Source organism: Coralliovum pocilloporae (assembly GCF_030845175.1).
GTDB classification, from domain to species: Bacteria; Pseudomonadota; Alphaproteobacteria; order Rhizobiales; family Cohaesibacteraceae; genus Coralliovum; species Coralliovum pocilloporae.
The window spans coordinates 536380-562571 of record NZ_CP132542.1; the positions used below are offsets into that span (position 1 = coordinate 536380).

Sequence of the window (26192 nt, forward strand, 5' to 3'; positions counted from 1 at the left end):
CACCCTTCATGTATATCGAGAAACTCTTAACTGAATTTCAAACCGAGGGCAAGCCGGGTTTCAGAAGGCTTAGAGCCGCATCAAGAGGGCCCAGGATCGACCTCGCTTCTCATCAGGAAACAGATCAACAACCCTGCTCATGGACAGCTGTGCAAGCACGACCAGCCTGGCCTCTTTCAGCTCATTCCGAGCCCTGTCGGCAATCCGCTCCAGATAGAGGTCAATCCGCCCGGAGAGAAACAGATCCCAAGCCCCATCAACACAGGACACCGAGATATCACCCGTACGATCAGTGGCACGGAACGCCGCCTGAAAAATATCCTCAGTGGTGTCTCGCGTCGAGGGCGCAGCATAGAGAACAGAAACACGCCCTCCACAATCGGCAGCCAGCCCGGCCAGAACCCGATCAAGCCTCAGGACATCATGTCCTTGCCCGGCCAGGTCATCCGCAACAGGCCCCAGTGAGGAACAGGTGCAGATCAACCGGGATGAAGACAATTCGTTTTCAAACGCAGCGCGAACATCTGTCCGAAGTTTCTCGTCCAGTCCGTTCAATGTAACAGCCCGCGCAAGAAGGTCCGGGCGCACAACATGAGCAACACCTGCCGGGTCCGGCAGTATGCCCTTGATCAGATCCGCATTGGATTCTGCGGTATGAAACCAGATATCAGCCAAGATAGCCTCTAAAAAGAGAATCTCCCCGGAAAATCTTCCGGGGAGAACCATTCTGTTCGTGTTGAGCCGACTTACTTCTGGCTCTTGATCTCAAAGCGGTCCACGATACCAGTCGTGTCACCTTTCCGACCGTCCCACTGTCCCATTGCCAAAGTCGGCTTGCCTTTCGAGCGGATCAGCGTCAGTTCTTCCGTGGAAACATCAAACGTGTCCTGCTTGAAGTTCGCGAAATATTTCCGCCCGCGCTTTGACAGCGTAACGGCACTGGGGTTCTCTGCCAGGTCTCCAAGGAGCTTGTTGACATCGGCTTTGGAAGCATTCCCCCAGCCACAGCCTGAGCCGAGAATATTAGCCTGGAAGCTTGATTCCTCACCTTTCACGCGCTTGATGATGCTAACGCCAACCGCTGAACAGTGACCGGTATTGGTCCAGAGGTGAGCTGCAATGAAGTTGTCCTTATCTTCATAAAGGCCAACCCAGCCGCTGTCTCTGCCTGTCGCCATATCGAAGGTACCGGTCATTGTCATGTCCCAGTCACCACGCGGCGGCTTGGACTGCCACTGAACGATATTCTTGGAATTCTGCTCACGCAGACCGGAACGGCCTGAGTTAACCAGGATCAGTTCACCATTATCGACAACGTAGTTGTCCTGATCTTCATTGATCACAACCCAGTGCTCGCCAAGTGCCTCACCTTCAAATTCATCCAGGAAAACACTCTTTGCAGCTGGTCTAACTGGCTCCGGTTCAGGCTGAGGTGCAGGTTCTGCGGCAGCAACAACCGTTGCATTAAGCGCATCACTCAATGTAGAAGCATCAGCGGCTGCCAGATACTGACCACCCGTATTATCAGCAAGACAAGAGACCTGCTTGCCTTCCTCTTCCGAGAGGCCAAAGCCGATAACATGTGTTGTGAAATTGGTGCCTGACTTCTCGAGTTCATGACCCAGTGCGCACGGATCCTGATTGCAGGTCTCAAGACCGTCAGTGACCAGAACCACCGTCGCAGCCTTGTCTTCGTAACCGAGATGATTGGCCGCTTCACGAACAGCAAGTGTCAAAGGTGTCTTGCCTTTCGGCTTGATCGCATTGACCTCGTTGCGGATAGCGGCGCCGATATTCTTCTGCGGTGGCATAACCAGCTCGATATCATCGCACTGATTCTTGTGGCGATGGCCATAAGCCATAAGCCCGACCGCACGATCTTGCGGGATATTGCCGAGCACATCCGAGATGGTTTCCCGGGCAATCTCGATCTTGGCCTTGCCGTCAATCTGCCCCCACATAGAGCCGGATGCGTCAAGAACGAGGATGATGTTTTCATTACCATCAGCGGCCCGTGCCTGGGCGGACATGGTCAATCCAGCGCCCACAGCCAGAGCCGCAGTCGTCATAAGTGCCGTCTTCAGAATTGTCTTGGTCATTTTTTGCTCCATTGCCTTAGAAGTTTCAGATCTTCTGACCATCAGTCGCATCAAGCTTTGGAGAGGTTCAAAAAAAATTGCCTCGGAAGTTCTTTTTATTTCCAACAGCACAGTGAACGGATTGATATCCCAATATCTTAACTCCTGATTTTCCCGGGATTTCCCTTGCACCATCGGTACAGACTCCTTTACCTCCACTGACATATGGAAACCGGAATAGAACGCGAGGTCAAGAAATGTTGCAGGAAAATCGGGAAGCACTCGGAATGCTTATCCTGCGTCTGGGGCTGGCGTGGTTTATTTTTGTCTGGGCAGTAAACAAGTTCCTGGCGCCACAGCAATATGCCAATATCTGGAAGCATTTCCATGGAATAGACATAGGATCCCTGGCCAGCTATGGCTTCGGCACCATACAGATCATCATCTGCCTGATGGTATTTCTGGGGTGGAAAAGGCTCTGGAGCTATGGAGCGCTGGCGTTAATGCACGGGGTCACCATTGCCGTCATTTTCCCGAGACTGATTGATCCGTTCGAGATTTCCGAGCGCGGTTTCCCGGTCAATCGCAACTCTTCGATAGCCCTCGCCGTCTTTCTCGCCATGCTCGCCCTGTGGCTTCTCCGCCATCGGGACGTCTGGTCACTGGATGAGTGGCTCAAGGCAAAGGCCCGTGACTGAAGGCCCATACACTGATACCATCTCCCCTGACTATCATGATCAGATCGTCTCAGGGGTAAGGCCTTGCACAGCCAAAGACCAAGCCTGCCAACGGAAACACTGGAGAAATGGCAACGGGTCGTTGACCTGATCTCTGAACTTGCCAGAGTTCCGGCAACGCTGATCATGAGCACTGCTGGCGACAGCCACAAGGTCACTATCTCCAGTCATTCAGCGGGCAATCCCTATGAGCCCGGCCAGTCTTTCAAACTTGAAAAGAACCTCTATTGCTATGGAGTTCTGCAAAAGGGTGGAGAACTCTTTGTGGAAGATGCCCGCTGTGATCCGGACTGGATGGACAATGAGGACCTCTGCAAGGATGGCATGAGTTTTTACATTGGCTATCCCATCCGCTGGCCGGATGGTGGAATCTTCGGGACCATTTGTGTTCTTGATCGCAAGAAAAACGAGAAGGCCACCCTGTTCCGACGTGGATTACAGGAGTTCTGCGGTATTGTCGAAGATGACCTGGCCATGCTGCAAGAAGTAGAGCAGCGTAAACAGGCACAGACCGCCCTCAGACAGACCCTTGAAAGCCGTGACGCCACAATCAAAAGCCGGACCCACGCGCTTGAGGATGCCAATACGGCACTCCGTGTGCTGATAGAAAATGTTGAGACAACAAAGCGCGATGCGGAGCAGACAATCATCCGCCATATCAAGGACCAGATCCTTCCGCTTGTTGAAAAACTCCAGCTTCTTCAGCCCGACAATGACACCCAGCAGACATATGTGGAGATGATCAGAACCAGTCTCGAACAGATCACCTCAACCCTGTCATCTGAAGCCGAACAGGCTCTGTCCTGTATGACTCCGGCTGAGACCGAAATCATCCAACTGGTCCGCCACGGACGCACGACCAAGGAAATTGCCCGCATTCTGCATCGCGAGCCAAGCACAATTGACTTCCACCGCAACAATATCCGGCAAAAGCTTGGCCTGAACCGTCGTCAGAATCTTCGCCGCCACCTCTTGTCACTATCTCACTGAGATATCTGCGGAACTCATAGAGAATAAGGGGATTACCCCCATATTATTCAATCATTCTTCAGAGGATGAGCTTTCTGTCCAATCTCCTACCCTGATCATCCGGGCATTCGCCCAGCCATAACGGGAGGAGAAGTGGAATGGAAAAGGATCAACTGCAACCGGTATATGTTGACGGAAAAACAGAGGACATGCCGGAAAATCTGTCCCGGCGTTCATTCTTTATGGCCGCTGGCGCTGCTGGTCTCGGCGCTGCGGCGACCATGGCAGCAACCTCACCAACACAGGCCCAGTCCACAGACTGGACACAGCCCGGCAACAACAACCACGTCATTGAGCTGCAGAACGCGGACAGTTTTCCGGATGGAGAAGTCGGCATTGATTTCTACGGACATTGCGCCCTGAAGATTACGTCACCAGGTGGTGCAACCATTCTGTTTGATCCGTGGCGTGATGACCCGTCAGGGGCCTGGGGCCTATGGTTCAAGCAGAAGTTCCCGGAAACCCCGGTCGATATCACGATGTCGACCCATACCCATTTTGATCATGATGCAATTGACCGCCCCGTCTCAACCATGGTGCTCGATCGCATGGTCGGAACGTTTGAGTTCGCCGATCTGAAGATCACCGGTTTTGCCGACAAGCACGCCTGTGTCGCACCGGGCTGGTATCCATGGACTGATGCTCTGAAGGAATTCGGCGTTGAAGCCTGCCCGCCCAACAATGTGGGGCATATGGACATGGTGGTCTATGTGGTTGAGACCGGTGGTGTCCGAACCCTGATCTGGGGCGACAACAGGCCTGACCCGGGCCCGGAATTCTGGGAAGCGATTGGCCGTGTCGATGTGCTGACCTTACCCGTGGATGGCTCCCAGCACATCCTGTCTTATGACCAGGCAAACGCTATCGTTGACCGGCTGAAGCCGAATGTGGTCATCCCGACCCACTATCTGAGTGAGACCACCACCTATACCCTCTCAACACTCCAGCCTGCCGATGAATGGGTAAAGGCCCAGAAGAGCTTTACAATGCAGGACGGTGCAAGCCTGAAACTCGCGTCATCTGAAGTCGAAAAGATGCAGAGCGAATTTATCTATTTCGGCCATAACGCGCTCACAACCTGAGTCTCTCGTAATCAAGGGCTACTCATATAACACCCTCCGGAAGGGCAGAATAATCACCCTTCCGGAGTACTGGACCGTATCCCGAGTTTCCTATCGCCCGCTCACGCCCTGCCCCAGAGCAGGAAACCGGACAATCCGGAAGTTGCCGGTGGACGCATCCTTGCCACCATTCAGCACAGGAGAGCGGTGCAGTTCATTGACTGTTGCATAGACATATCCATCAGGTCCGATTGCAAATCCATCCGGCCAGGACAGGGTTTCGTCAGACTGGAACAGCACATCATAGCTGCCATCAGGCCGGGTCACACCAATCGCATTGTCCGTCATTGCCGTGATGTAGACATTTCCAGCCACATCTACGGTTGAGCCATCGGAAATGGGCTTGTCACCATAACGGACCACACGGCTTTCAAGCTCGGCATCACTTAGGGTTTCATTCAGCAGGTCGTCCGTGCGAACGCGATACATGGCGCTTGCTGTCATCGGCGCGAAATAGACCCAGCTGTTTGTCGGATCGACCGTAATCGGATTGACACCAATCTTGGCCGGATTTCCCCCAAGCAGAACTTCTTTGCCATCAATGATCATCGGTGTGTCTTCAGGCGTCGTGACCTTCGATCCCTCAAGCACACGCCGCGCACGACCCGTCTCAAGGTCCAGCACAATCAGGGCGGAGTTCTGCCCGTCTCCCGTATCCGAGATGTAGATCGCATTGTGATCCCGATCCACGGCCAGATCATTCAGGAAGGATGTGGGCCGCGTAACCGGCTGGCCCAGATAGTGGATTGCATGGAGTTTTTCGGTTCGGGTGTTCCAGCCGACCACACGACCAGCATGACCGTCCCCCTGTCCATCGAGCATCCAGAGAATTCCCTGTCGGTCAGCCCGGAGCCCCAGAACACCTTTCAACCCGTCGCCATCCTCTTTCGGAGCACGTGCCCAGCCCTCTGTGGGATAAGGCCTGGTTGACCCGTCTTTCATGACTTCAACCACCCGAAGCTCCGGGCCATAAAATTCATGAACGGACATGAACATCCGGCCATCAGGGCCAATCGCGAGATTACCCGGAGGCATAGCTTTCTCAAACTCCAGATAGGTTTCAATCTGTTGAGCCGATGCAGCCATCGCTGAAGGCAAAGCCAGGCCACATGCCACACATGCAGACAGCAGAAGTGATTTCATAAAATCCTCCATTCAGATTTGTGACAGCTAGCCTATCAATCGATTTTTTCTTATAAAGTGAGTGATATCTAAAATCAGAATTCGAAAATTTCGAATGTATAGCATTGTCGATCTTCAGACCTTCATTGCCGTCGCACGCCAGGGCGGCATTACCGCTGCCGCCTCTCATCTGCGCATTTCAGCGGCCACAACCAGCCATCGGATTGCCAAGCTTGAGGCAACGCTGGGCATCAAGCTCTTTCATCGAAACAGCCGCAATGTCACCATCAGTCATGAAGGTCTGATCTTCCTGGAGAAGGTTGAACCGATCCTTCTCCAGCTTCAGGAGGCAGAACAGGCTGTCGGTGTTGGAGAAAGTGAGCTGCGCGGACATCTTCGCGTCACCACATCGCCCTGGATCCTGTCACGGTTTATCATGCCGCATCTGGCTCGCTTCCGAACCCGCCACCCGGATCTGACCATCGATTTCCTGACCGTTGATCGTTATGTCTCGCTGGTTGAGGAAGGGCTCGACTGTGCCATTCGCGTCGGCAATCTGACCGATTCGTCACTCATTGCCCGCAAGCTCGGTGAAAGTGATCGGATTATCTGTGCCGCACCGGAGTTTCTCGACCAGCACGGCACCCCCGCCTCTCTTGATGATCTGGAAGATGCATTGTGGGTCTGCCTGCCCTGGCAAAGCCAGTTTACGGCCAGAAACGAGACCGGCTCAGCCCGCCGCCTGACAATCAGCAGAAGTGTGACAGTGTCCAACTCTGACATTCTCACCGATGCAGCACTTCAGGGCCTCGGCATCACAGTAAAATCCCGTCTGGCGGTTGCTCGTGAGCTGGCCGCTGGCAGTCTGGTGGAAATCATGCCCGGAGTTCTTGAGCCATCATCCGCTCCAATCTGGTTCCTCTATCCACCCAACGGTCGCAACAGCCGCAAGACCATGGAATTCAGCCGGCTGGTCCAGTCTGCCTTCAAAGATACTGTAACGGAGTTTCCCACTGCCGAGCCCGGCACGGACAATGCACAATGGTCATAGAAAAAGCCAAAACAGCGGATCTGGCTACCATAAAGATCTGCGCCAGACACGCTTATCAGATTTACATAAAGGATATCGGTCGGGAACCGGCCCCTATGGTCGCTGACTTTGCCGCACAGATTGCCGAGGGCATTATCCATGTGGCGCGGGACAACCGCGGCGCTGTACTTGGCTTCATCTGCTTTTATCCGCGCGATGATCACATGCATCTGGAAAATGTTGCGGTCAGCCCGGCAAGCCACGGTCTTGGCGTCGGCAAAGCTCTGATTTCTTTCTGCGAGGATCAGGCACGCAAGACCGGTCTTGAGGCTGTGGAGCTTTATACCAATGTCAGGATGACAGCCAACCTGTCGCTCTATCCTCACCTTGGCTATGTGGAGACCCACCGGATGCAGGAAGACGGCTTTGATCGTGTCTTCTTCAGGAAAGAACTTCGAGCACAATAGAAAAGCCCCCGGCACAGACCGAGGGCTCTCCACGTAATTCGGCAAAACCGGATTAGTTTTTCGCTTTGTCCACCAGTTTGTTGGCGGAAATCCATGGCATCATGCCACGCAGTTTTTCGCCGGTTTCTTCAATCTGGTGCGCATCATTGTTGCGACGGGTTGCCTTGAAGCTCGGCTGGCCAACCTTGTTCTCAAGCATGAAGTCACGCACGAAACGGCCGGACTGAATGTCGTTCAGAACCTCTTTCATGGCAGCTTTACACTGATCTTTCGGGACGACGCGCGGGCCGGAAACATACTCACCATACTCAGCCGTGTTGGAGATGGAGTAGTTCATGTTGGCAATGCCGCCTTCATAGATCAGGTCGACAATCAGCTTCACTTCGTGCAGGCACTCAAAGTAAGCCATTTCCGGCGCATAACCGGCTTCAACAAGAGTTTCAAAACCGTTGCGGATCAGCTCGACAAGGCCACCGCAGAGAACAGCCTGCTCACCGAACAGATCGGTTTCACACTCTTCCTTGAAGTTGGTTTCGATGATGCCGGAGCGGCCACCACCGATAGCGGAGCAATAGCTGAGACCCAGCTCAAGAGCATTGCCGGATGCGTTCTGATGAACGGCAACAAGGCACGGCACACCGCCACCTTTCTGATATTCACCACGCACTGTGTGGCCCGGGCCTTTTGGAGCCATCATGATCACGTCAACGGTCGGCTTTGGCTCGATCAGGTTGAAGTGGACATTGAGACCGTGAGCAAAAGCAAGGGCAGCGCCATCACGCAGGTTGGCATGGATGTGCTCGGCATAGATGTCTGCCTGATGTTCATCCGGGGTCAGGATCATCACCAGATCGGCCCATTTGGCAGCTTCAGCGATTTCCATGACTTTCAGACCGGCAGCCTCAACCTTGGCAGCGGTGGAAGAACCGGCACGCAGAGCAACGACAACCTCTTTGACGCCTGATTCATGCAGGTTCAGCGCGTGCGCATGTCCCTGGGAACCATAGCCGACAATGGCAACTTTCTTGTCTTTGATGATGTTGATATCGCAATCACGATCATAATAAACGCGCATAACCTGTCCTCTTTCTATGCACATCCGGGGCAAGCCCCAGTGGTTTACTGGCCGACCCTCTAAGAGCCGGAGTTTTGATTTGACCCTGCAGCCGCATCCGTGCAGCACAGCCGGTAGAACTGCGTCACGGCCTCGTCAGCCCGACGCATGAAATCCCGTTCGCTCTCTCTAAGACCTTCACCCAGAAGCATGCGAACGTGACAATCCCTGATCACCAACCCATAGAGAAGGCTGTATGCCTCATCCGGGTCATCAAATGACAGAAGCCCGCGCGACCGTCCCTCTTCCAGAAGGGTCCGCGCATTGGCACTGATCATCCGTTTACCGCGCTCAAGCAGCAAAGTGCCAAGCGCTGCCCCCTCACCGCCAGCCTGGCCAATCGCAAGCCGGTTTAGAGCCAGAGAGGTCTCGCCAAACAGAACGCTCATCAGCTGGGTAACAAATGATCTGAGCCGTGCCTGATAAGCCCGGGCATCACCGCCATCCGCCTCAGCGTCCGGAAAACCGACCTTCCCTGCCTGAAAGGTAATCACAGCTTCAAGCAGACCCTGCCTGTCACCAAACCATTTGTAGAGACTCTCTTTCGAGCAATTCGCGGCCCGCGCAAGCCCTGCTGTTGTCAGCCCCTTTTCCCCGCCATCCACAAGCAATTGCAGTGCCTTTTCAAGCACATCCGCCTGCCGGGAGGAAAATCTCTGCACTGTGTCTGCCCGAGCCTGGGAAAGTTCATCATTCCTTTTCCCGGAAGCCATATCCCCGTCAGAAATCTCAGAAGCATAACAAGACACAGGCTCGTCAGCCGCACGCAAAGCGGAGCCGTCCAAAGAGCCCAAGCCCTTCGTCGAACCATTCCCCGCATTCGCTGAACGCCCAGTCACAACCGCAATCCACTCACTTGAAAATCAAACGTACCGTACCGTACGGTTCTTATTTTTTACGGTAAGACAAGAGGAGTGTCAACAACCGGTACTATGGAAATCAACAAGTGACATGTCTGGGCGAGGAAAAGCGCTAGTCAACAGGTGCCAAACTCTGGATTTTACTGCAGAGAATCACCGCAGGTCCAAGTCTGCTCCTCACCCGCTTGAAACAAAAAATCAGTATGGTGAAGGAACAATCATCCCTTCACCATCATGCTGCACAAGCCCGGCAGTCAATCTGATCGTGCTCTGGCAGAGCTACAGAGCCTCACCGCCACGGCCAACAGCAACGACACCTGTACGGGCCACTTCGACAAGGCCCAGTGGCTCCATAATGGAGATGAACTGGTTCAGCTTATTGGTACGACCGGTTATTTCAAAGGTGAAGTGCTCCACTGTGGCATCGATGACACGAGCCTGGAACGCCTCTGCCAGACGCAGGGCTTCAATTCTGTTGTGGCCCTCTCCACGCACCTTGACCATCGCCAGTTCACGCTCCAGCGGACGGCCATCAACGGCATCAAGGCTCAGATTGGTCACCCGGTGCACCGGCACCAGGCGTTCGAGCTGATGGTGGATCTGCTCAATGATCATCGGCGTACCCGTGGTCACAATGGTGATGCGGGACAGATGATCGGCCTGAGACGTTTCCGACACGGTGAGCGAGTCGATATTGTACCCGCGTCCGGAGAACAGCCCGACCACGCGGGCTAGAACACCAGCCTCGTTATCCACGAGGACCGATAGGGTATGTGTTTCTTCACGCTGGGAAATTTCCTTCAGGAAATAAGCGGAGCCTTGCTGATTCATGATCTCACCCACCCTGTCTTAAACGAGCATCTTGCCATCTTCGCCAATGGCGTTTTCAATCGCCTCGTCATTGGCTTCATCCGGCAGCAGCATTTCATTATGTGCCTTGCCCGACGGGATCATCGGGAAGCAGTTGGTCAGATTGGCAACCCGGCAATCAAACAGAACCGGCTCATCACAATCAATCATCTCCTGAATGGCAGCATCCAGCTCGGATGGCTTTTCACAGCGAATGCCGCGCCCGCCATAGGCTTCCGCCAGCTTGACGAAATCTGGCAAAGCCTCTGTATAGCTCTCAGACAGGCGGTTGCCATGCAGCAATTGCTGCCACTGCCGCACCATCCCCATATACTGGTTGTTCAGGATAAAAATCTTGATCGGCATGCGATACTGAATGGCCGTCGACATCTCCTGCATGGTCATCAGAACCGATGCGTCACCGGCAATATCAATAACCAGACTGTTCGGATGGGCCACCTGAACGCCGAGCGCCGCCGGCAAGCCATACCCCATGGTGCCAAGACCACCAGAGGTCATCCAGCGGTTCGGCTCATCAAAACCGTAGAACTGAGCAGCCCACATCTGATGCTGCCCCACTTCCGTGGTGATGTAGGTATCGCGGTCCTTGGTCAGTTCATACAGGCGCTGGATGGCATATTGCGGCATGATGACATCATCATTGGCGGTATAGGCAAGGCAGTTACGCGCCTGCCAGCCCTTAATCTGAGCCCACCAGCTTTTCAGAGCCTGCTTGTCCTGCTCAACAGCAGAAGACCGCCACAGACGTACGATATCATCCATCACATTGCCAACGTCGCCGACAATCGGCAGATCAACCTGGATATTCTTGTTGATCGATGATGGGTCAATGTCGATGTGGATCTTCTTCGAACCTGGCGAAAACGCGTCCGTCCGGCCGGTGATCCGGTCATCGAACCGCGCACCAATGCAAACCATCAGATCACAGTCATGCATGACCATGTTGGCTTCGTAAGTACCGTGCATGCCCAGCATACCAACCCAGTTGTCGCCGGATGCCGGATATGCGCCAAGTCCCATCAGGGTAGAGGTAATCGGGAAGCCGGTCAGGCTGACCAGTTCACGCAGCAGCTGGGTCGCTTCCGGACCGGAGTTGATAACACCTCCGCCCGTATAGAGAACCGGCTTCTTGGCATTCGCCATCATCTCTACAGCCATCTTGATGCTGGCGAGATCACCCTTCACCTGCGGCTTGTAGGAGGTGTGCGACATGGACGGCTTCGGCCCTTCATAGGTGCCGGTAGCAAACTGAACGTCTTTCGGGATATCAACGACAACCGGACCTGGACGGCCGGACGTCGCAACATAGAATGCCTCATGCAGAATACGCGGCAGATCCGCAATATCCCGCACCAGCCAGTTATGTTTCGTGCATGGGCGGGTAATACCGACCGTGTCACACTCCTGGAACGCATCATTGCCGATCAAAGCCGTCGGAACCTGTCCTGACAGACAGACCAGCGGGATCGAATCAAGCATAGCATCAGCCAGTGGCGTGACCGCATTGGTGGCACCCGGACCGGATGTAACCAGCATGACACCCGGCTTACCGGTGGAACGGGCATAGCCTTCAGCTGCGTGTCCTGCACCCTGCTCATGCCGTACGAGAATGTGCTTAAGTTTGTCCTGCTGGAACAGCTCATCATAAATCGGTAGCACAGCACCGCCCGGATAGCCGAAGACGTGCTCCACACCCTGATCGATCAGAGCTTGAACAACCATTTCCGCACCAGTCATTTGCCGTGTCATCGTTCATTTCCTTATGCTTCGGCACATCAATCCAGTTCAAAAGCAAGGTCAGTCTGTTTCTTGTTCGCAAGCCGTGCCTGACTGTCGTCCGGCAACAAAAAAGGGGCCGTTTCCTGGCCCCTGGCTGCGCACTACCGATCCCGACAACGTCACGTTATCGCGGCAGCGCGCCTTCCCACTACGACAAGAATAATCCTGCTGAACATAAAGTCCTCACTTTGTTGCGGCGCAACTTAATCCGCCTCCTGAGAGGGGTCAACCCTCTTTTCCAAACATGTCCGAATTTCTTCAATTGTTTTTCGAAAATTGCGCGCGTCCAGTCTGACCCAGTCTGAAAACTGGTTCCGGAACCAGGTTCCCTGCCGCTTTGCATACCGTCGGGAATCACGCCTCGCGAGCTCGATTCCCTCCTCAAGAGAACAATCTCCGTCCAGACAGGGTGCAAGCTGCGGGACACCGATAGCCTTCATCACAGGCAGAGCCGGATCAAGGTTACGTTTCAACAGGTCTTCGACCTCCGAAAGCCCGCCCTCCTCGACCATTTGTCCGAACCGCGCATTGATCCGCTCGTAAAGAAGCTCCCTCGGCGGATCGAGTACAAAACGGGCAACCCGTTCAGCAGAAAGAAGTGGCGGGCTGTTCGGTTCTGACTGCCAGTCCGCAAGCGAGCGCCCGGTCTGATCCAGAACTTCCAGTGCACGGATTATTCGCTGACCATCCTGCGGCATCAACCGCCCGGCCATAACCGGATCGCGCTCACTCAGGGCATCAAAGAGAGCATCCTGCCCTTTGTCTTCCAGAAAGCTGCGCCAGTACTGGCGGACAGTGGGGTTAATATCCGGAATAGGCGACAACCCGTTCAAGAGGGCAGAGAAGTAGAGCCCCGTACCGCCGAGGATGATTGGCAGGCGTTGTTGCTGTCTGAGGCGCTCCAGCAGAGGTTTGACATCCGTCAGCCATTCACCAACCGAATAAGACTGCTCAGGCGCTACATGACCATAGAGATAATGAGGGGCCCGCGCTTCATCCTCAGAAGACGGACGCGCGCTGATAATACGCAGACCGGAATAGACCTGCATGGAATCCGCATTGATGATGACGCCATCAAGAGCTTCAGCCAGCGCCAGACCAAATGCGGACTTGCCGCTTGCCGTCGGTCCGGCTAACAAAATGGCTTCTATCCCATATTGGTTCATCACAAGGCTGTCTTCCCACTATGTCCCTTGTTGCAACGCTTGTCGCCGCTCCGAAATCCCGCGTGCTTGACCCGGACTTTGTCAAAAACCTTGACGCACTGCCCTGGATAACAGGCACCAAAACACTCAGCGATGAGCAGGCTCTGGATCTTCAGATAGCCGAAACGGAACAAAGCGAAAAGACCATTGAGGAGACAATCCGTCAGCTCTGCGGGAATCGCCCGGTGGATATCCTTGTCCAGCCACAGACAAACCGCAGGAAACAGCTCTTCCTTGCTGATATGGATTCAACCATGATCGGTCAGGAATGCATTGATGAACTGGCGGCCGAACTGGGACTGAAAGACCATATCGCTGCGATCACTGAACGGGCCATGCGCGGGGAAATCGCCTTTGAACCGGCTCTCAAGGAACGGGTGGCTCTGCTGAAAGGGCTCGACCTCTCCGTCGTCGACACGGTCATTCGGGACAGGATCACACTGACGGAAGGTGCGCGCACGCTTATCCAGACCATGCGCCACCACGGAACATATTGCGCACTCGTCTCCGGAGGCTTCACGGTCTTCACCGACCGGATTGCCGGGATGCTGGGCTTCCATGAAAACAGAGCCAACATCCTGCACCACGAAGATGGCATTCTGACGGGAGATGTGGGACTGCCTATACTTGGACGGGATGCTAAGCGTGACCGACTGCTTGCCCTGCGGGACGAACACTCCATACCAGCAGATGCCACAATGGCCGTTGGTGACGGAGCCAATGACCTGGCCATGCTGTCAGAAGCATCAATCGGCATTGCCTGGCGGGCCAAACCTGCGGTAGCCGAGCAGGCGAACGCCCGGATTGACCATGCTGATATGACAGCCCTGCTTTATGCCCAGGGCTATCATCAGGACGACTTCGTTACGGGTTAAGTGGAAGCGAGATATACCGGACTTCACCGTCTCCGGTGAAAATCAGAAGGCTGGCCCGCGTTCTCTTGTTGTCAATCAGGGTCTTGAGCTCTTTGGCAGCTTCCTGCTCTGTGACAACCGGCATCTGGGCGATTTCTCCGATGACATCACCAGCCTTGATCTTGCGCCCGGCTGCAACACTGCCCTCTTCAACACCGATGACGGCAACACCCTTAATATCATCAGCAATCTTGTATTGCGCGCGGAACGCGTCAGACAGCGGGCCAAGCTCAAGACCAAAGAGTGCCTTGAGGTCAAGCGGAGGCTGGGAAACCTCGGCTTTCTCAATGCCCTTCTCTTTCAGACGACCAATGGTCACGTCCAAAACCTGTCGTGAACCATCACGAAACACCACAACAGGCACCTCTGCACCCACGGGCGCTGCAGCCACAAATCGTGGCAGGTCGCGCATTTTCGTCACGGGTCTGCCGTCAAATTCCAGAATAATATCGCCGACGCGAATATCGGCACCTGCTGCTGGCCCGTTCTCACTCACCCCACTAATCAACGCACCACTGGTATCCGCCAGTCCCAGCTCTTCCGCCTTTTCATCAGACACAGGCTGAATGCGCACCCCCAGCCAGCCGCGTCGGGTCTCACCAAATTCCTGCAACTGCGCAATGACGGCCTGGGCATTATTGGACGGGATCGAAAAACCGATGCCAATTGATCCACCGGTTGGAGAAATGATAGCCGTATTCACGCCGATCACTTCACCAGCCATATTGAACAATGGTCCGCCGGAATTGCCCCGGTTGATTGCGGCATCCGTCTGAAGAAAATTGTCGTAAGGGCCGGAATTGATATCTCGGTTACGGGCGGAGACAATACCCGATGTCACAGTCCCGCCCAGATTAAAAGGGTTACCGATCGCAATCACCTGATGGCCGACCCGTACCTTGTCGGAATCACCCATAGGCACGGATTTCAGCGGTTTGGGCGGGTCCACCTTGAGAACAGCCAGGTCGGTCTTGGCATCCCTGCCAATAACACGAGCCTCCAGCTTGGTCCCGTCATTGAAATTGGCATAGATCTCGTCCGCCTCGGCAATGACATGGTTATTAGTGATGATGATACCGGACGGGTCGACCACAAAGCCGGAACCCAGAGACTGGACTTTCTGTGGCTGCCGTCCATTTCCCTCCTGCCCTTCGAAGAAATCCTCAAAGAACTCCTTAAAGGGTGATCCCTCAGGGACTTCCGGAATGGGAATCCCGCGAGAGCCACCAACCGTCTGGGCGGTAGAGATATTCACCACCGCATCAATCAGGCTGTCGACAAGATCAGCAATTTCTTCTGAATCATGCGCGGAAGTCGGGCTCGCTGCTGGCACAATCAGCGCCAGTGCCACGATCAGAGCCAACACATATCGGCTCGCCCCCCCGATCAGTCCTGTGGTGAGACGATGTCGCATGGAATGGCTCCTCCTCGCTTTGCCATCACAGTCTTTATGCTGTGTCAGCCCGCGATTGGATCACCCGCGCACAAGCCAGACCAGCAATGTCCCGAAAAATGCCGCCGCCAGTCCCGCACGTCGCAGAACATGATCCGGCATCGGGATCATCTGAACTAATATCGATTTCATACGGGAAGGCATCAAGGCATAAAGTGCGCCCTCGATCACAAATACGAGACCGAGGGCGACAATCAGATCATTCACAGTGAGTTAACCGGGCTTACTGTGCTGCAGATGACGGAACGGCACCACCTGATTCCCTGAAGAAACGGAAGAAATCCGAATCAGGGGTCAGAACCAGCGTGGTGTCATTCTTCTGCAGGGCTTCACGATAGGCCTGCATGGAGCGGTAGAATTCGAAGAAGTCCGCATCCTGGGAATAGGCGTTTGCGAAGATACGGTTACTCTCCGCGTCACCATCACCCCGGATGATTTCTGAATCCCGCTTCGCTTCAGCCAGGAGCACCGTTACCTGACGATCAGCACGCGACGTGATGCGCCGGGCTGCCTCTTCACCCTGAGCACGCAGTTCTGTTGCCTGACGCTGACGCTCTGTCTGCATCCGCGAGAACACCGCATTCTGGTTCTGTACCGGAAGATCAGCACGGCGGATACGGACATCCACAATCTGAATGCCGATATCACGGGCCTGCACATCCATCTGGACCAGGATACGCTCCATCACTTCTTCACGCTTGTCGCGAACAACTGCAATGAAGGAATCCTTACCGATTTCTGCACGCAGAACAGAGTTCAGGAAGGTTGAGAGACGCACTTCACCCTGAGGGATATTGTTGACCGTCTGATAGAATTTCACCGGATCAACAATCTGGTACCGGGAAAACGCATCCACAACGAGACGCTTCTGGTCAGAGGCGATCACCTCTTGCGGCGGCGTATCAAGATTGAGGATACGCTTGTCGATCGGAACAGCCTGCTGGATGAACGGGATTTTCACGTTCAGGCCAGGCTCGGTAATCGAGCGTTTGATATCACCGAACTGCAGAACCAGAACCTGCTGATACGGATAAACCACGAACAGCGAGGCGAATGCCAGAACAGCAAAAGCGGCAACAAGAATGCCAAGGCCGTAAAGGGTACCTGTTTTCATCGTGTTGCCCCCTGGTTTGAGCCGGTCAGACGATCAAGCGGCAGGAACGGCACAACACCGGACCCTTTGCCATCATTGTTATCAATGATGATCTTGTTCTGACCACGGAGAACCTCTTCCATGGTTTCAAGGAACAGACGCTTCCGGGTCACATCCGGAGCCGTTTTGTAGGCGCCATAGACTTTCAGGAAACGGTCAGCCTGACCGGTGGCATTGGCAACAACCTGATCCCGGTAACCATTGGCGGCTTCCAGAATACGGGCAGCTTCACCACGCGCTTCCGGAACAACCTTGTTGGCATAGGTTTCAGCTTCGTTCTGCACACGCTCCTGGTCGGCCTTAGCCGCCTGAACGTCACGGAATGCATCAATCACCTCACGAGGCGGGTTGACGTTCTGCGTCTGCACCTGACGGACAGAAATACCAGCCTGGTAGGAATCAAGCGTCTGCTGCATCAGCTCAAGGACAGCAGCCTCTGTGCCAGCACGGTTTTCTGTCAGGATCGGCTCAATATCGCTGTTGCCGATGATTTCACGCATGGCACTTTCAGCAACCTGACGAACAGCCGTTTCCGGGTCTTCCACATTGAACAGGAAGTCACGGGCGTTCTGGATACGCCACTGAACCTTGAAGTCGATATCAACGATGTTCTCATCGCCCGTCAGCATCAGGCTGTCTTCAAGATTGTTGCCTGAAGAGCCGATCGACGTTTCACGAACAGTCAGAACCTTCGGCCGGAACACAGTACCGACAGGAGACGGGAAATTATAGTTCAGGCCGGGCTGTGTGGTTCCGACATATTTGCCGAAGACCAGCTCAACACCCACTTCATCCTGCTTGACCGTATAAAAACCGGTTCCAAGCCAGACAGCCGCCAGAAGAACCAGAATCAGAGCGATCCCTTTACCCCCAAACGAACCGCCACCGGGAACAACATTTTTCAGCTTGTCCTGACTGCGGCGAATAATCTCTTCTAGGTCTGGCTGATTATTGGGGCCGGAATTCTGCGGGCCGGACCCCCAAGGGCCACCATTGCCCCCTTTCCAGCCACCACCACCGGATTGGTTACTCCAGGGCATATTTGCTCCTCATCATGGATCTACGGATGCACCATGCATAGAAATGCAGGTCATGCGATAGGTTATAGGTATGCGATCACAATGTTTCAATGCGGATAAGAGCAGCAGTCGCGCATTCCTGAGGTTTAGATTAACGCGAACAATGAGCAGGGCTCGAATAGTTGGCGCTATTTCCGCTCATAAGTGATCAGTTCGATATTGGTGAAGTCCTTGTCCGTACGCGGGATCTCTTCACGGTGTGATACGCTCCAATCATCAGATGAGATGTGCGGGAAACGCGTATCCCCCTCCGGTTCTGCATCGACCTGGGTGATATACAGCCGATCAGCCCTATCAATCGTTGCCGAATAGATTTGCCCGCCGCCAACAACCATCATCTCATCAACGCCACGGGCTTCGGCCAGTTCCTGCCCTTTCACCAGCGCGTCATCAATGGTTGCACAGCGATAGACACCCTCTTCGGAAAAGCTGTCATCCCGCGTAATCACAAGATTGTCTCGCCCATCCAGAGCCTTACCGATGGCATAGAATGTCTTTCGACCCATGATGATGGGCTTGCCCATGGTCAGCGCCCGGAATCGTTTCAGATCCGACGAGAGACCATGCCCCCAGGGCATATCATTGGCTGAGCCAATCATGCCGTTTTTGGCAACAGCGGCAATAAGACACAATTTTACAGACATCAGACAGCAACCTCTGCTTTGATATGCGGATGAGGGTCGTAGCCGGTCAGAGTGAAGTCGGAATAGTCGAAATCAAACAGTGATCTGACATCCGGGTTCAGCGCCATCTGCGGCAGGGCTCTGGGCGCTCGCATCAACTGCTCCCGCGCCTGATCCTCATGGTTGGAATAGATATGCGCATCCCCGAGCGTATGCACAAAATCACCAGGCTCAAGACCTGATACCTGGGCAATCATCATGGTGAGCAGCGCATAGGAAGCGATATTGAACGGAACACCCAGAAAGATATCGGCCGAACGCTGATAGAGCTGACAGGATAACCGCCCCTGAGACACATAAAACTGAAACAGGCAGTGACAGGGTGGCAACGCCATTTCCCCCACATCGGCCGGATTCCATGCCGATATAATCAGGCGGCGGGACATCGGATCCGTCTGAAGGCGCTCCAGCAGGTCAGAGATCTGATCAATGACCCGGCCATCCGGCGCAGCCCAGGACCGCCACTGCTTGCCATAAACAGGCCCCAGATTACCCGCGTCATCCGCCCATTCATCCCAGATGGACACCCCGTTATCCTTGAGATAGGAAATATTGGTGTCGCCCCTGAGGAACCACAGAAGTTCATAAATGATTGAGCGCAGATGCAGCTTCTTGGTGGTGACAAGCGGAAATCCGGCAGACAGATCATAGCGCATCTGATGACCAAAGACGGATCGTGTTCCCACGCCCGTCCGGTCATCACGCACTACGCCATGTTGAAGAACGTGATCTAGAAGATCGAGATATTGCCGCATCAGTCTCCCCGGATTCGTTGGTGAATCCCTAGAGACCTATCATTTTCACGGCGTGAAAATCGAGTCCCAATAGGCCTGTGCTCTTGAAATCTTCTGTGCTCGGGCTGTGTCCCATCTTGATGCAATCGTGTCATCCCGGTTCAGATATAGCCGTCCATCAATAATGGACCAGGTTTCGGGATTGGCATCCTTGAGCATTCCCTTGGCAACATCATAAGCTGAATAGCCACCGAATTGCGGCACATAAGCCGCCGGATCAATAGCAAAGGTTGAACGGTTTTCCTTGTTCTCGAAAGCCCAGACAACCCCATTGTAACGATATGTATAGCTGGTCTTGCCCTTGGCAGGCCGTCCCTGCCGGAAATAGGCAACCGGGTCATAACCGGACAGAGCCACGCCATCGACACTGTTTACCGACAGGTCCTGTGGCTTGACGGTTGTCGTCATATCCGGTTCTCTGAATGCGGCAAGGGTCAAAAATCCCGCAACGGCCGCCAGTAAAACTGCGCTACGTCTCATGACCATCACTCCTGTACAACGAATTAGGTTGTATATGGTGATGCTCGTAAGGCCTGTCCAGACCACAGATTTTCACGTCCATGTGAGAAAATTAACTACGCAATGCGCCGCCTGCCCTCATATTGGGTTAGGCATGTTTTCCAAAGCCCACATGTGTTTTTGCGTCAACCCTTTTCACGCCCTTCGGGAATCTCTATATTTGCATTGCTGGTTTTCCAGCTATGGCGATAAACGGTCAGTGTAATAAACCTATCGGACCCGGGGGCGGTACCCGGCGCCTCCACCAAAGCACATACAGGTTATGTGTTTCGGCGGGGGCGAAATAGGATCGACGAGGGCGTAAAGACTGAACTTTTGCTCGGCATGGTTCCGCCGTTATCGGGCCGTTTCAATAGTTGCAAATGACAACTATGCTATGGACAACGCTGTTGCTGCGTAATGCGGTACCAGTAGTCTGCTAAAGTCCTGTCGGGTAGCACCGTCAGGCGGGGTTCCGGAGGCACCTGGCAACAGAAGCCTCCACCTAATTTGACGTGCTGATCTCAGCGCCCAGCCCACCCCGGTAACGGACCTGCATTTGATGACAACAGATCATATCCGCTTCGACATTCTGGCACAGGAAGCTCTCAGAGGCGTCGTGCGCCGGGTTCTATCGGAAGTATCAAAGGCTGGCCTGCCGGGAGAGCACCACTTTTACATCTCGTTTGATACGCGTGCGCCGGGCGTCGACATTTCCGAGCGTCTGCATGAACAATATGCAGAAGACATGACGATTGTCCTGCAGCACCAGTTCTGGGACCTGGCCGTACACGAGCATCACTTTGAAATTGGCCTGTCCTTCAGCGGTGTACCTGAGAAACTTGTCGTCCCCTTTTCAGCGATCAAGGGCTTCTTTGACCCCTCAGTACAGTTCGGCCTCCAGTTCGATGTCAGCATGGGTGAGGAAGCCGATCTCGAACAGGACGAGCTGACAGATACTCTGCTTAAGGACAAACCTGTTCCGCTTGAGCCTTTGGAACAGGACAAACCGGTTGATGTGACACCGGCAGCGGAACCTCTTTCTGAGACGATCACACAGTCGGAAAAAACTGAAGAAAAAGAGTCAGAAAAGCCCCCGGCAGGTGAGACCGGTGGTGCGGATGTTGTCTCTCTGGATTCCTTCAGAAAAAAACCATCCTGATCTGTTCCCGCCTGGCTTGGTATCATCCAGACAGATATTCCGACCTACAATGCAGGTCTGGAGTATATCCGGCTTTTATTGGGACGCTCCCCAACGGGCAGAAACACGCTGATCACAACGTGCAAAAGAAGCCTGCTGAAACGTCACCTTCTTAAGATTGCAAAAATACGCATTCTATTTAATGAATATAAAAAAGCGCGCCACCTGACGAATTCCACATTAGGCGCCAACCAATCTCAAAAACGTCCCCTACCTGACCGGCAGCCCGCAGATTAATAGTGATTCTGTTAATCGCACATCTTTATTCAAAAGCGAAAGAATCAATTTTTAGTTGCAAAAAATACCAATAAAAAATGGTAATTTTGCTGAATTCGGACCATAATGAGGTAAAATAAACCCGAAATTAGCTATCTTCGCTCGATATCACTTGGCAAATGATCCGGATTTTGACAGGCTAGCTTCATCAGAATGGTGAAATGATGACAAACGTAATCAATCTTCGATCAGCAAAGAAAAAACGAGAGCGATCGGGGCGTGAGAAAATTGCGGCGGCTAATCGGGTCAAGTTCGGAAGAACCAAAGCACAAAAGGAACTCGAGAAAGCTGAAGGTCGACTGAAGGAGAAGACCCTTGACTCTCACCAACGAGAAAACCAGTCGGAAGACTGAAAAGGACGCACACGGCATTCGTAAACGTTCTGTAACCATTGCGGGTCACCGAACAAGCTTGTCGCTTGAAGACCCGTTTTGGGAAGCACTGCAGGAAATTGCGCGCCAGCGTGGCGTCAGTATTGCCAAGATCATCCGTGAAGTTGATGCGGAACGATCTGTTGGCAACCTGTCTTCTGCCATCCGGATCAAGATCCTTGGTCATTTCCGGAGTGACATGAAACAGGCTGCTGAATAGCAGGCGATATTCTGTGAGACAGCATGCGGTTAAAGGCAGTGGTTTACAACCACTGCCTTTTTCTACAGCGTGCTTCTGGAAAGTTGATAGACTTTTCAGATAAAAGCTCGCGCAAAAACAAACCCTTAAAGCACCGCTAGCAATTCAAGCTAAAGGTCTGTGCTTTAAAGCATATTCCCGAAAAATGCGCGCGTCTTTCGGATAAGAATATGTCTGGAAACAAAGAGATAGAGCCTTTGGAGTGATCCCGTTTTCACACAAATGCTCTATGAAGGCTCGCTTCAGTTCACAGGGCCAATTTCTACCGGAGCATCCAGCGGTGGCAGAAGGGTCTCCGTTTCCGGTGGGTTCGGATCAAGCAGGTCATCCGTTTCACTCAATGCGCCCCGGATAAGGTTCTCAAAGGACGCCTGATCCTGATCGCTAAGCTGCTTGCGCGCCGGTTTCTTGGGAGCAACAGTCCGTGGCCGGCTTGATGGCGCGGTTGTCACAGGGGTCTGGACTTCAGGGGCCTGGACTTCGGGGGCCTCGATTTCGGGTTCTGGCACTTGTGAAACCGCAGGTCTGCGGGCCTGACCTCCAGTGACCGTATCCTCCACTGAGGCTTCGCTTTCCCCATCCGAAGGCAAAGGCGCTTCAGCAGGTTCATTGCGAGCAGAAAGATGCCGGTCGCGTTCCTGCTTGATCCGTCTCAGTTCCCGCGACAGATAATCCCGCTCCAGAATATCATCCTGCAGGCGTTCGATTTCCTCAACTTCCTGCTCAAAGGCCCGAATGGTCAGGAAGCCGACAAAGGTCGAAAGATCGATCGCCCGCTCCGGCTGCCGCATATCACCGGAGAATACAAGAGCGGCCTCCGGCCTGCCGCCCGCGACCGCGTCCTCACCCGCATCAACAGACAGGGTCCAGGCGCTCTCAAGTTCAAGAGACCGAAAATCCATCTGACCATTTGCGAAAGTGGTCGCCTGACGACCTGTATCAAATGTTACATTGCGGGATCGCGCCACACCGTTGCTGAGTGAAAATGCGCCACTGGCCTGAGAAAAGGACAAGGCACCTGAATCCAGATGACCCGCAAACAGATCCTTTAGTCGCTCATCAGACACTTCCAGCCCGCCATCAACAGCACGGATGATCAGACCAAATGCAGCCGGGTTCATCTGTTGCAGGGCACCCTCTTTCAGATTGAAGGTCCCTTCACCACCAAGATTGGCCACCAGCCCGGAGAGGCTCCGCCCCTCAGACATCAGTTGGGCCGTAACAGACAGATCACCATCGACCAGGGGTAACCCGGACGCTCTGGATACCCATAGAAGCTCTTCAGCGCGATTCTCTGATAGCTGGACGCGGATCTCTGAACGCACCGTATCGTCAATCCGGTCAATCTGCAGCTGCCCCGATGCCTCACCACCGGCAAAGCCACCTTTATCCAGGGTCACAGTGAGAGAAGATGGCCGATAGCGCGTGGTCAGATCCGCATTTGAAATAGTCTTTGTCCCGGCAAGGACCAGCCGCTCCACATCAAGCGATAAGTCAAACGCCACATCACCAGCCAGAGCATCACCAAAGACCGTTTCCGACCAGATCGGCGCGGCCTCTGGTTCAAGAGAAACACCGTCCCCGAGAATAGAGCTCATCACAGCTTCAAGTGACAGTTCCGGCACTGAGAATGTGCCTTCAGCCTTTGGTCTCTCGCGGCGCAGGTCAACCGTAAGCGCCCCGGACAGGGACTGCTGAGACAATTGGCCTTTCACATCTGCAAAAGAAATCTGCCGGTCCTTCACTGACAACCTGCTCGTCAGATTCGAATCAAGTCGTGTTGCTCCATATCCCGGCAAGGGTTGACCAAGGGTCAGTACAAGCGGCAGAACATCATCTGACACCAGAGACACAGCGCCTGACAGCATGAGGGTGTCATTCTGAATACCACCATCGCCATCAAACTGCGCCTGAGTTCCGCCAAGATTGAGATCAACCTTCAATGCACCGCCTTCTGACGGTTTGCCGTCAAAGACCGCACTGATCATCGCTGAACCACCTGGTTCAACAGGAACCACATCAATCCCGAGCTGGCGCAGCAGTGGCAGGGTTTTCGGATTGCTCATATCCGCACTCAGCACCCATTCCGCATCGACAGGACGTGCGGGGCTTCCCTGCACAAAAGCATCAAGGGCCAGTTCCGTCTCACCAATCTTCCCGCGCACCTGTCCGGTGAACCGGGCACTCCCCTCCTCGGCACCTGCATCTGCCGCAAGGGAGAGATCAATGTTACGTAACGCCGGTTCAGCATTGCGCAGGCGTTGGCTCAGACTTTGCGGGAGCCCCGCCGCCTCCAGAAAGGCGATAACACCGGAAAATCGCTGCGCTTTGAGATCAAGAGTCATATTGCCGCGCGGCTCGGAAAAAATCCGCTCGAACTGCCCTTCACCCTTCAGAGAAGCTCCGGCAAGATCCGCAACCTTCAACCGGTCAACCTTGAGGTTCTGCCCGTCAAAGGCCACCGAGACATCAACACCTTGCGCATTTCCCTGTTCAGATTCAATCTGCCCGGCCTGAAACGCGAGCTTGATACCGGACGAAGGTCCGGCCCCACGCAGCAAGGTGCCAAAAGCAGTCAGAAGATCAAGACGCACCGTCTTGGTCTGCGCGTCCACGTCAAGGACACTATTCTCACCCGACTGGTGCTGAACCGACCCGCGCAATACAGTCTTACCGGAGGTCAGATTAAACCTGTCGAGGCTCCACCCGTCAGGCCCCAAAGACAATCCACCCTTGAGGACCAGACCATCTCTCGGACGCCCGCTTGTTCCCTGCTCAACGGCCAGACCGAGCCAGTTCAGAAACACATCCGGTTGATCGGTAGAAAGCGTCAGCGGTCCCTTGATGAACTGACCATTGCCCCCGGCCTCGCCTGAGAGAAGGACATCTGTTCCACCCGGCAATCGGCCACGCAAGGTATCAACGATTGCACCGTTCGGAGACATGGAAAGGTCAAGCTGGACACTCTGGATAAGGTCACCTGCGACAACAATCCCGGGCACGTCAAAGCCGATTTTTCCATCAATTCCCGGCCAGGCGATGCTTCGGGCTGTATCAGACAGAGCGGATAGAGCTTTTTCAACAGAAACAGGTTTATCAGGCCCGTCACCGAGTGCCCGGTCCAGGTCAATCTGCCGCGATGTCAGAACAGCATCCAGTCTTGGGGCCCTTGAGTAATCAAGGCTTCCGGCCCCGCTGAACGTATAACTGCCCGCCTGCCCTTCACTTCCAAAAATGGTGGTGAATTCCGGCAATCTCAGCATGGCAGACGTCAGCTCAAAGCTGCCGCGGCTTGTCCATCGATTGGCCTGCTGGTCGTTATCGTCCTGCGCTTCCAGAGACAGTTCCTGAAGATCAAACCGGCCTTCATAACGCAGAGTCTGATCCGGACGGCTGATCCTTCCATCAAGCGCAAGAGTGACAGGCCTGTGGGCCGGCACCAGGCTGATCTTGCTGCGCAGGCCCGTATCATCCGCCAGTCCTGTGGCAATAATAGCTGAATAACGCTGACCATCGAACAGGCCACTGCCTTCAATCTTGTAAGGACCCTGCAGACTGCGCGCACTCAGGGACGCATTGATATTCTCGACAAGAAAAGTACGGCCATTCCGCTTGTCATCCAGCCGGAACGATCCGCCCCTGATCGTCACCGCGTCAAAGACAAAGCTCAGCTCCTGAGTTTCAGGTGTCGACTTGAGGTCTATCCAGTCAAGCGAGCCGTCATCCTGCACAGAGACAGACACATCCGGATTATCCAGCACCATATCAATAATGCGTACTTCACCACTGAACAGCGGCATCAGTTCGATACGGGTTTCAAACTGCTCAACCCGGACAGATGGTCCACCATCGTCGCCAATCCGCACATCTTCGAAGGCCAGCATCGGCGTCGGCAGAAGACGAGCGTCAGCCTTTCCGGCCACAACAACCCGATGACCGAGCAAGCGCGAGGCTTCAGTCTCAAATGTTGTTCGATATGCGGACCAGTCCACAAACAGCGGCCCGATCAAAGCAACCAGAAGCGCGATGACGATTGTGCCGCCTATAGTAACGTAAAGCGAATTCAGCGAATTACTCCATCATTGGAGAGCCAGTTCAG

The 26192-nt window shown here is 54.1% G+C and carries 25 protein-coding genes and 1 other RNA gene; 10 read left to right on the top strand and 16 right to left on the bottom strand.

Translation table 11 applies throughout. The annotated features are described in order from the left end of the window. Positions 1-69: 69 nt before the first annotated feature. Both RA157_RS02565 and RA157_RS02570 read right to left on the bottom strand, forming a co-directional pair. On the bottom strand, positions 70-675 hold the full coding sequence (locus RA157_RS02565; RefSeq protein WP_350334919.1) for a hypothetical protein: 606 nt from the start codon (positions 673-675) through the stop codon (positions 70-72). Between the two features lie 71 nt (positions 676-746). Continuing rightward, entirely contained in the window at positions 747-2099 is a 1353-nt protein-coding gene (locus tag RA157_RS02570; protein WP_350334920.1) for a vWA domain-containing protein, read from the bottom strand. Between the two features lie 236 nt (positions 2100-2335). Here RA157_RS02570 and RA157_RS02575 point away from each other — a divergent pair, with 236 nt between their 5' ends. From RA157_RS02575 to RA157_RS02585, 3 genes are all read left to right on the top strand, one after another. Then, positions 2336-2776, top strand: a complete 441-nt coding sequence (locus RA157_RS02575; protein ID WP_350334921.1) for a DoxX family membrane protein — start codon at positions 2336-2338, stop codon at positions 2774-2776. Between the two features lie 63 nt (positions 2777-2839). Next, a complete protein-coding gene (locus RA157_RS02580; protein ID WP_350334922.1) occupies positions 2840-3805 on the top strand; it encodes a helix-turn-helix transcriptional regulator in 966 nt (321 codons plus the stop codon). Positions 3806-3942: 137 nt separating this feature from the next. Further along, positions 3943-4926: an MBL fold metallo-hydrolase gene (locus RA157_RS02585; RefSeq protein ID WP_350334923.1), complete on the top strand. Its 984-nt coding sequence runs from the start codon at positions 3943-3945 to the stop codon at positions 4924-4926. Between the two features lie 90 nt (positions 4927-5016). On the opposite strand, the gene RA157_RS02590 is transcribed toward RA157_RS02585, so the two are convergent. Continuing rightward, entirely contained in the window at positions 5017-6108 is a 1092-nt protein-coding gene (locus RA157_RS02590) for an L-dopachrome tautomerase-related protein (RefSeq protein ID WP_350334924.1), read from the bottom strand. Positions 6109-6202: 94 nt separating this feature from the next. On the opposite strand from RA157_RS02590, the gene RA157_RS02595 reads away from it, so the two are divergent. Beyond that, on the top strand, positions 6203-7138 hold the full coding sequence (locus RA157_RS02595; RefSeq protein WP_350334925.1) for a LysR family transcriptional regulator: 936 nt from the start codon (positions 6203-6205) through the stop codon (positions 7136-7138). Continuing rightward, positions 7129-7584, top strand: a complete 456-nt coding sequence (locus RA157_RS02600; protein ID WP_350334926.1) for a GNAT family N-acetyltransferase — start codon at positions 7129-7131, stop codon at positions 7582-7584. Before RA157_RS02595 ends, RA157_RS02600 begins: the two co-directional genes overlap by 10 nt. Before the next feature lie 52 nt (positions 7585-7636). On the opposite strand, the gene ilvC is transcribed toward RA157_RS02600, so the two are convergent. The 5 genes from ilvC to miaA form a co-directional block, all read right to left on the bottom strand. Beyond that, positions 7637-8659: a ketol-acid reductoisomerase gene (ilvC, locus tag RA157_RS02605; RefSeq protein WP_350334927.1), complete on the bottom strand. Its 1023-nt coding sequence runs from the start codon at positions 8657-8659 to the stop codon at positions 7637-7639. A gap of 59 nt (positions 8660-8718) precedes the next feature. Then, on the bottom strand, positions 8719-9411 hold the full coding sequence (locus RA157_RS02610) for a TetR/AcrR family transcriptional regulator (RefSeq protein WP_434058462.1): 693 nt from the start codon (positions 9409-9411) through the stop codon (positions 8719-8721). Between the two features lie 426 nt (positions 9412-9837). After that, positions 9838-10389 carry an acetolactate synthase small subunit gene (gene ilvN, locus RA157_RS02615; protein WP_350334929.1) on the bottom strand — a complete coding sequence of 184 codons (552 nt, stop codon included), beginning with the start codon at positions 10387-10389 and terminating at the stop codon, positions 9838-9840. An 18-nt stretch (positions 10390-10407) separates the two neighbouring features. Further along, entirely contained in the window at positions 10408-12177 is a 1770-nt protein-coding gene (locus RA157_RS02620; RefSeq protein WP_350334930.1) for an acetolactate synthase 3 large subunit, read from the bottom strand. A gap of 233 nt (positions 12178-12410) precedes the next feature. Further along, positions 12411-13373 carry a tRNA (adenosine(37)-N6)-dimethylallyltransferase MiaA gene (gene miaA, locus RA157_RS02625; protein WP_350336259.1) on the bottom strand — a complete coding sequence of 321 codons (963 nt, stop codon included), beginning with the start codon at positions 13371-13373 and terminating at the stop codon, positions 12411-12413. Between the two features lie 20 nt (positions 13374-13393). Between miaA and serB the strand changes: the two genes are divergently transcribed. Further along, complete coding sequence (gene serB, locus RA157_RS02630) at positions 13394-14287, top strand: phosphoserine phosphatase SerB (protein WP_350334931.1); 894 nt, start codon at positions 13394-13396, stop codon at positions 14285-14287. On the opposite strand, the gene RA157_RS02635 is transcribed toward serB, so the two are convergent. The 7 genes from RA157_RS02635 to RA157_RS02665 form a co-directional block, all read right to left on the bottom strand. Continuing rightward, entirely contained in the window at positions 14277-15740 is a 1464-nt protein-coding gene (locus tag RA157_RS02635) for a Do family serine endopeptidase (RefSeq protein WP_350334932.1), read from the bottom strand. The two genes, serB and RA157_RS02635, sit on opposite strands and share 11 nt — an antisense overlap. A gap of 60 nt (positions 15741-15800) precedes the next feature. Beyond that, a complete protein-coding gene (locus RA157_RS02640; RefSeq protein WP_350334933.1) occupies positions 15801-15986 on the bottom strand; it encodes a DUF2065 domain-containing protein in 186 nt (61 codons plus the stop codon). A 16-nt stretch (positions 15987-16002) separates the two neighbouring features. Continuing rightward, positions 16003-16893 (bottom strand): protease modulator HflC, encoded by an 891-nt coding sequence (gene hflC / locus RA157_RS02645; RefSeq protein WP_350334934.1) that lies wholly within the window; start codon positions 16891-16893, stop codon positions 16003-16005. Next, positions 16890-17972 carry an FtsH protease activity modulator HflK gene (hflK, locus tag RA157_RS02650; protein WP_350334935.1) on the bottom strand — a complete coding sequence of 361 codons (1083 nt, stop codon included), beginning with the start codon at positions 17970-17972 and terminating at the stop codon, positions 16890-16892. The genes hflC and hflK overlap by 4 nt, the downstream gene beginning before the upstream one ends. A gap of 167 nt (positions 17973-18139) precedes the next feature. Continuing rightward, the gene (locus RA157_RS02655; RefSeq protein WP_350334936.1) at positions 18140-18655 is read right to left on the bottom strand and encodes a dihydrofolate reductase; all 516 of its coding nucleotides are present in this window, start codon (positions 18653-18655) and stop codon (positions 18140-18142) included. Further along, positions 18655-19449 carry a thymidylate synthase gene (locus RA157_RS02660; RefSeq protein WP_350334937.1) on the bottom strand — a complete coding sequence of 265 codons (795 nt, stop codon included), beginning with the start codon at positions 19447-19449 and terminating at the stop codon, positions 18655-18657. The genes RA157_RS02655 and RA157_RS02660 overlap by 1 nt, the downstream gene beginning before the upstream one ends. 45 nt (positions 19450-19494) lie before the next feature. Continuing rightward, a complete protein-coding gene (locus RA157_RS02665) occupies positions 19495-19968 on the bottom strand; it encodes a YHS domain-containing (seleno)protein (protein ID WP_350334938.1) in 474 nt (157 codons plus the stop codon). A gap of 167 nt (positions 19969-20135) precedes the next feature. On the opposite strand from RA157_RS02665, the gene ssrA reads away from it, so the two are divergent. The 4 genes from ssrA (at position 20136) to RA157_RS02685 (ending at position 22054) form a co-directional block, all read left to right on the top strand. Then, positions 20136-20492: a transfer-messenger RNA gene (ssrA, locus tag RA157_RS02670) on the top strand. A 56-nt stretch (positions 20493-20548) separates the two neighbouring features. Further along, on the top strand, positions 20549-21148 hold the full coding sequence (locus RA157_RS02675; RefSeq protein ID WP_350334939.1) for an SspB family protein: 600 nt from the start codon (positions 20549-20551) through the stop codon (positions 21146-21148). Positions 21149-21627: 479 nt separating this feature from the next. Continuing rightward, entirely contained in the window at positions 21628-21816 is a 189-nt protein-coding gene (locus tag RA157_RS02680) for a DUF4169 family protein (protein WP_350336138.1), read from the top strand. Then, the gene (locus RA157_RS02685; protein ID WP_350334940.1) at positions 21779-22054 is read left to right on the top strand and encodes a ribbon-helix-helix domain-containing protein; all 276 of its coding nucleotides are present in this window, start codon (positions 21779-21781) and stop codon (positions 22052-22054) included. The genes RA157_RS02680 and RA157_RS02685 overlap by 38 nt, the downstream gene beginning before the upstream one ends. Positions 22055-22335: 281 nt before the next feature. Here RA157_RS02685 and RA157_RS02690 read toward each other — a convergent pair whose 3' ends face one another. Beyond that, a complete protein-coding gene (locus RA157_RS02690) occupies positions 22336-26160 on the bottom strand; it encodes an AsmA family protein (protein ID WP_350336139.1) in 3825 nt (1274 codons plus the stop codon). Positions 26161-26192: the final 32 nt, after the last annotated feature.